This is a genomic window from Actinophytocola sp. (assembly GCF_036555685.1).
GTDB lineage: Bacteria > Actinomycetota > Actinomycetes > Mycobacteriales > Pseudonocardiaceae > Actinophytocola.
This window is the reverse complement of record NZ_DATBKY010000065.1, coordinates 1-6,017: the sequence shown is the minus strand read 5'-3', so window position 1 is coordinate 6,017 and position 6,017 is coordinate 1. Positions and strand designations below refer to the sequence as shown.

Here is a 6,017-nt window from a genome sequence, read left to right as displayed (position 1 = left end):
CGGTGCGGTTGGGATGATCATCTTTTTGACGTCGATGGGTTGTTTGATGACGTCGAACTCGAGCATGAGGTCGGGGACGCGTTGGATGCGGGTGGCGTCGAGTTTGGATTGGAAGGTGAGCAGGGTGGCCATTTTGGCGGTGTCGGCGTCGACGCCGGAGAACTCGACGAGCATGGGTTCGACCTTGGAGCGGTCGGAGAGGGCGAGGTCGGTGCCGCGTTGCATGGCGCGTTGGAAGGCGGCGATGGTGTTGGGGTTGTTTTTGACGAAGTCGCCCGAGGAGCCCCAGCCGGCGGTGGGCATGTCGGCGGTGGGGCCGACGGCGGTGTCGAAGATGGGTTGGGCGCCGGCGTTTTTCATGGTGTCTTGGATGAAGGGTTCGGTGACGAACGCGGCGTCGACGTTTTTGTTCTTCAGTGCGGCGGCGGTGGCGGGGAAGGGGGTGGGTACCCAGGTGATCTTCTTGTAGTCCACGTTGTTGGTTTTGAGGGTGGACATGGTGAGGAGGTCGGAGATGGTGCCGGTGGCGGTGATGGCGACGCGTTTGCCGGCCATGTCCTTGATGGATTTCACCGGGGAGCTGGGGGTGGCCACGACCATGCAGGAGCCGGGGCCGGCGCTGGAGGCGTCGGCGACGAGTTTGACGCCGCCCTTGGTTTCGGCGGCCTTCTTGGACTCGGCGAGGAAGAAGGGGGTGTAGGAGGCGTAGGCGATGTCGACTTCGCCGGAGACCAGTTTGCCGACTGATTCGCCGCCGGAGGGGGAGTCGACGAACTCGATGTTGAGGCCCTCGTCTTTGAAGTAGCCCTCCTTCATCGCCAGGTGGAACGGCGCCAGGTCGGTGGTCTTCATGATCGAGACCTTCAGGTCGGTGGTCTCGATCTTGCCGTTCCCGCCCTGCGGAGAGTCGTTGCCCTCCTCCGACCCGCCGAGCAACCCACAGCTGGTCAACGACGCAACCAGCAACAAGCCGGTCGCGAGTAGGGGAATGCGCGAACTGATGGCGCGCCCATGGACGCCCTTGGGCATGTCGTTCTCTCCTCATGGGTGAGTGAGCCGTAACTTTTGATCTTGATAAGGTGCCCACGTTCACCAGCGCGCCACTCTACAGTGTGGCGGAAGCGTCACGGAAAGTGCTGGTAGTTGCCCGTTCGGGCCAGGCACTTCGGTTATACGGGTGACGCCGATCGTCGGGTCACCGCGCCGCGAGTACCGGCCAGGCTCACGTGCGCACGGCATGTGACTATACGACTACCGTCCGCCACAAGTCCGCCCCGGACGGCGAAGTCGGCCATCTAAACCGATCGAGAGAAATTGTTGTCTGCGTGTGACTTTTCCTACCCTGATGTGTGACCATCCATCCGGAGGGCTTACATCAACGGGTAGACTCCGCTACCTTCTGTGGCCACAGTGAGGTAGAGGAACATCGAAGCGGTTAAGGAGCGCGCCCAGATGATCTTGCGCGTGCTTCCCGGCAGTGGGAGCTGGGGAGTAGAGCTGCACGGGTGTGCGACCGCTGGGGGCGCCCGATGGGCGACCGTCCTCACTGGGGTACTTGTCCGTTCGAGCTGGCGGGCTACCGGCTTGACAACCAGGGAGAGTGCTGGGAGTGCCCGACCCAACATCTGATATCCCACCTCGCACCGGCTACGGCACCGACTATGGTGCCGCCGTGCCTCACCAGAATCCCGCGCAGGCGCGTCCGGCCCCGTCGGCGAGCGTCATGAAGGGCGGATCCCGCTTCCGCATGCGCAACTGGCGGCTGCGGACCAAGGTCATCGCGGTCATCGTGGTACCGACGCTCACGGCGTTGGTCCTCGGTGGCCTGCGGGCGAACGTCGACCTGGACCGTGCCGCGCAGTTCCGCCAGACGGTGAGCCAGGTGGATCTCGCCCGGAACGTGACCAGCGTCGTCCACGAGCTGCAGAAGGAGCGCACGCTCGCCGTCCGCCGGGTCGCTGCCGGCAAGGACACCGGCTCGCGCACCGAGCTGGACACGCAGATCAACCTCGTCGACCAGGCGATCAACTCGGCCCAGCAGGCCGCGCTGGCGCTGGACACCGACGACCAGGCCGCGAAGAACCGGTACAACATCGGTCTGCAGCGGCTGTCCGCGCTGACCGCCATCCGGCGCACGGTCGACAAGTCGGACTACCCGGACACCGCGCTGTTCAACGCGTACTCCCAGGTGCTCGACGCGGTCGTCCGGCTCGGCCGGGAGATCAACACCGCGGTCACCGACCGGACCCTGCTCCGGGAGAGCACGGCCATCCAGTCGCTGTCGGAGGCCAAGGAGAACGTCGGCAAGGAGAACGCGATCCTGCAGATCGCGTCCGCCCGCGACGAGTTCCCGGCCGACCTGCTCTCCCGCATCCGGGACGCGCAGGCCAGTGCGGCGACCGCGCTCGCCGACTACCGCGCGAACGCCTCGACCGCGCAGATCCAGCTCCTCAACGACACGGTCTCCGGCCGCGAGGTCGACAACCGGCAGCGCATCAAGGCCGGTGCCATCGCCGCCGCGGAGGCCGCGGGGACCGGCCAGGACGCCAAGCTGCACATCGACGACGCGGATCTCACCAACGACGGGTCGGCGACGCTCGAGCACATGCGCGCGGTCGAGACCGAGCTGCTGAACGGCCTGCGTGACGACGCCAACGCCCTCGCCGACGAGGCGACCTCGGCCGCGTGGCGCGACTCCGCGATCGTGCTGGTCGCGCTGCTCATCGCGCTCGGCCTGATGACCCTCATCACCCGCTCGCTGCTGAAGCCGCTGCGGGTGCTGCGCCGCGAGGCGCTGGAGGTCGCGAACCGCAGGCTGCCCGCGTCGGTGAACCGGATCCTCGCCGACCCGGACCCGGCCGAGGCCGCCAAGCACGCGGTCGAGCCGGTGGCGGTGTTCACCCGCGAGGAGACCGGCCAGCTGGCCCGCTCGTTCGACGCGGTCCAGGAGCAGGCGGTCCTGATGGCGACCGAGCAGGCCCTCCTGCGCGACAACATCAACTCGATCTTCGTCAACCTGTCCCGCCGGTCCCAGGCACTGGTCGAACGCCAGCTGTCGCTGATCGACCGGCTGGAGCAGGACGAGCAGGACCCGGACCAGCTGGCCTCGCTCTTCGAGCTGGACCACCTGGCCACCCGGATGCGGCGGAACTCGGAAAGCCTGCTGGTGCTCTCGGGCACCGGCCTGTCCCGCCAGCTCAACCGCCCGGTGCCGGTGGCCGAGGTCGTCGCCGGCGCGGTGTCCGAGGTCGAGCACTACACCCGGGTCGACGTCACCATCGCACCCGAGGTCGCGGTCCAGGGCCGTGCGGTGTCCGACCTCGTGCACCTCATCGCCGAGTTGGTGGACAACGCCACCTTCTTCTCCGAGCCGGAGAAGAGGGTCACCGTGCGGATGGCCATGACCCGCAAGAAGGAGCTGGCCATCCAGATCACCGACCGGGGCGTCAGCATGCCCGAGGAGGAGATCGAGGCGGCCAACGCCCGGCTGGCAGACCCGCCGGACCTGGACGTCTCGGTGACCCGTCGGATGGGTCTGTACGTGGTCGCCCGGCTGGCCAAGCGGCACAACATCACCGTGCGGCTGCGGGACAACGAGGACATCGAGGGTGGCCTGATCGCGCGGATCAACGTGCCGCCCGACCTGGTCCAGCCCATCGGCGCGCCGTCGCGGTCCATGTCGGCCACTTCGACGACCTCGTCGCTGGCCGCCGTCACCGTCGCCAACAGCCTCCCGGTGCGCAACGCCGGCATCGCGGGTGCGTTCGGCGCCCGGCGCCAGGAGGGCGACACCAGCCAGCCCCGCACCCCCGAGGAGATCGCCGGTTATCCGGCGTTCAGTCCCGGCGGCGAGCAGACGACGGAAACGGCGCCCGCGAACGGCTCCATCGAGCATTCGCCGGGTGGGCAGAACGGCCACGCCGACGGGCCCTCGGCGCTGTTCGGCACGCCGTTGCCCGAGCCTCCGAGGCCGGCCGAGACGAGCTATCCACAGCTGGGCGCGAACGCGCTGCCGTACCCGCCCCCGGACATGCCGACCGAGCGGCTGCCGGTCTACGAGGCCGTGCTCTCCCAGTGGTTCGAGGCGGCCGACACCGGATCTACGTCGCAGGGAACCGAGAACGGCGCCGACGACAAGACCGTCGCGGAGCGGGCGACGGAGAACGGCGCCGAGGACCTCGCAGAGCAGGCGCCGGAGACCAGCCCCACCGGCTGGACCTCGCCCGGCGACGAGGGCTGGCAAGCCGCGCAGTCCCTCCTGAACAAAACCCCGGAATCGCAGACCTCGAACGGCCTGCCCAAGCGGGTGCCCAAGGCACACCTCGTGCCGGGCTCGGCGGCACCGCGGCATGCGGCGACCGGTGCGGAGTCGTCACCAGCGGCTCCGCCACGGCCACCGCGCTCGGCCGAGGCCGTCCGTCACCGCATGTCCAGCTTCCAGCAGGGCGTTCGGCGCGGCCGGCACGCCTTCGTCGAGGCCCACACTGGTGACCAGTCCGGTTCCGAGGACACTCGCAGAGACGAGGAGCAGCAGTGACGACTCCGTCCGTCAACCAGCCCGGCAGCTTCGGGTGGCTCATCACAGATTTCGTCCGCCAGGTTCCCGGTGTGGCCCATGCCGTCGTGGTGTCGGCCGACGGTCTGCTTCTCGCCGGCTCCCAGGGACTACCCCGGGACCGCGCCGAGCAGCTCTCGGCCGTCTCCTCCGGCCTCGTCAGCCTCACGCAGGGCGCGGCGAGGTGCTTCGAGGCCGGTGGTGTCAACCAGACCGTGGTCGAGATGGACCGCGGCTACCTGTTCTTGTCGTCCATTTCGGACGGCTCGTGCCTCGCAGTGCTGGCCGCCCCGAACTGCGACATCGGTGTGGTCGCCTACGAGATGACGCTGCTGATGGAGCGCGTCGGCCAGCAGATGACTCCAGAGTTGCGGGCCCAGCTAGAGGGCGCTCAGCGCAGGTAGGCCATGCGCACGGCGCGGCGGCGGCTTGAGCGGAGCGAACGACGGACGACGGGATGCGTCCAGCTCCGGGATACCCGCAACGACGGCGTGTCGGCGAATCAGATCGGAGGCGAGTGAAGATGCCGGAAAAAGCTTGGGGGGATTTACCCGGGCAAGACGCCGGCGACGCGTCCAATCGGTTCGAAGGCGACGAGTTCCGGGCCCGGCTGTTCGGCGGTCCAGCCGCGAAGCTGTACGGCGACACGGGCATCCCCGCCCAAGGAGCGTGGGACAGCAAGGAAATCCCGGCGGTCGGGCCCGAGAACAGTGGGGCGGCTCCGTTCAACGACGGCGGCTCCTGGGACAGCAGCGCCGACCTGTTCAGCGACCATACGGGTAGCCACGTGGCGCCGCCCGCGCCGCAGGAAAGCACGCTGGTACGCGCGTACTTCAAGACGGGTGGCCGGACCCGGCCGAATTACGACCTGGCAATCGAAGCGCTGGTCTCCACCAGCGAGCGGGGGTTGGACCCGAATGCGGCGGTGCGCCAGGAGCACCGTTCGATCTGTGACCTGTGCATGGAAACCAGGTCCGTCGCGGAGATCGCCGTCCACCTGAAGTTGCCGCTCGGTGCGGCCAGGGTGTTGATCGGTGACATGGCCGGCATGGGGCTCGTCTTGATCCATCAGAGCGGCATGGTCGTCGGCGACCGGCCGTCGATCGAATTCATGGAAAGGGTGCTCAGTGGTCTCCGCAGGCTCTAGTCCCCGCGGCACGCGCAGCCCGACGCCGCAGCCCACGACCTCGGCGAAAATCATCGTCGCCGGCGGGTTCGGGGTCGGCAAGACGACACTTGTCGGCTCGGTGTCCGAGATCGTTCCGCTCACCACGGAAGCGGTCATGACCGAGGCGAGCGTTGGCGTCGACGACCTGACGGCCACCCCGAACAAGGTCACCACCACCGTGGCGATGGACTTCGGGCGCGTCTCCCTGGACAGCGACCTGATCCTGTACCTGTTCGGTACGCCGGGTCAGCACCGCTTCTGGTTCATGTGGGACGACCTCGTGCGCGGCGCGAT

Annotated in this window: 5 protein-coding genes; 4 read left to right on the top strand and 1 reads right to left on the bottom strand. The window is 68.0% G+C overall.

Features of this window, described 5'->3' with window-relative positions; translation table 11 throughout:
• Positions 1–1,029 (bottom strand): ABC transporter substrate-binding protein (locus tag VH969_RS07000; RefSeq protein WP_331972223.1); only part of this gene is annotated, 1,029 nt, incomplete at its 3' end.
• 643 nt (positions 1,030–1,672) lie between these two features.
• On the opposite strand from VH969_RS07000, the gene VH969_RS06995 reads away from it, so the two are divergent.
• From VH969_RS06995 to VH969_RS06980, 4 genes are all read left to right on the top strand, one after another.
• Positions 1,673–4,537 carry a nitrate- and nitrite sensing domain-containing protein gene (locus VH969_RS06995; RefSeq protein ID WP_331972220.1) on the top strand — a complete coding sequence of 955 codons (2,865 nt, stop codon included), beginning with the start codon at positions 1,673–1,675 and terminating at the stop codon, positions 4,535–4,537.
• Positions 4,534–4,959 (top strand): roadblock/LC7 domain-containing protein, encoded by a 426-nt coding sequence (locus VH969_RS06990; protein WP_331972217.1) that lies wholly within the window; start codon positions 4,534–4,536, stop codon positions 4,957–4,959. The genes VH969_RS06995 and VH969_RS06990 overlap by 4 nt, the downstream gene beginning before the upstream one ends.
• A 119-nt stretch (positions 4,960–5,078) precedes the next feature.
• Positions 5,079–5,702 carry a DUF742 domain-containing protein gene (locus VH969_RS06985; protein ID WP_331972214.1) on the top strand — a complete coding sequence of 208 codons (624 nt, stop codon included), beginning with the start codon at positions 5,079–5,081 and terminating at the stop codon, positions 5,700–5,702.
• Positions 5,683–6,017 (top strand): GTP-binding protein (locus VH969_RS06980; protein ID WP_331972211.1); only part of this gene is annotated, 335 nt, incomplete at its 3' end. The genes VH969_RS06985 and VH969_RS06980, both read left to right, overlap by 20 nt.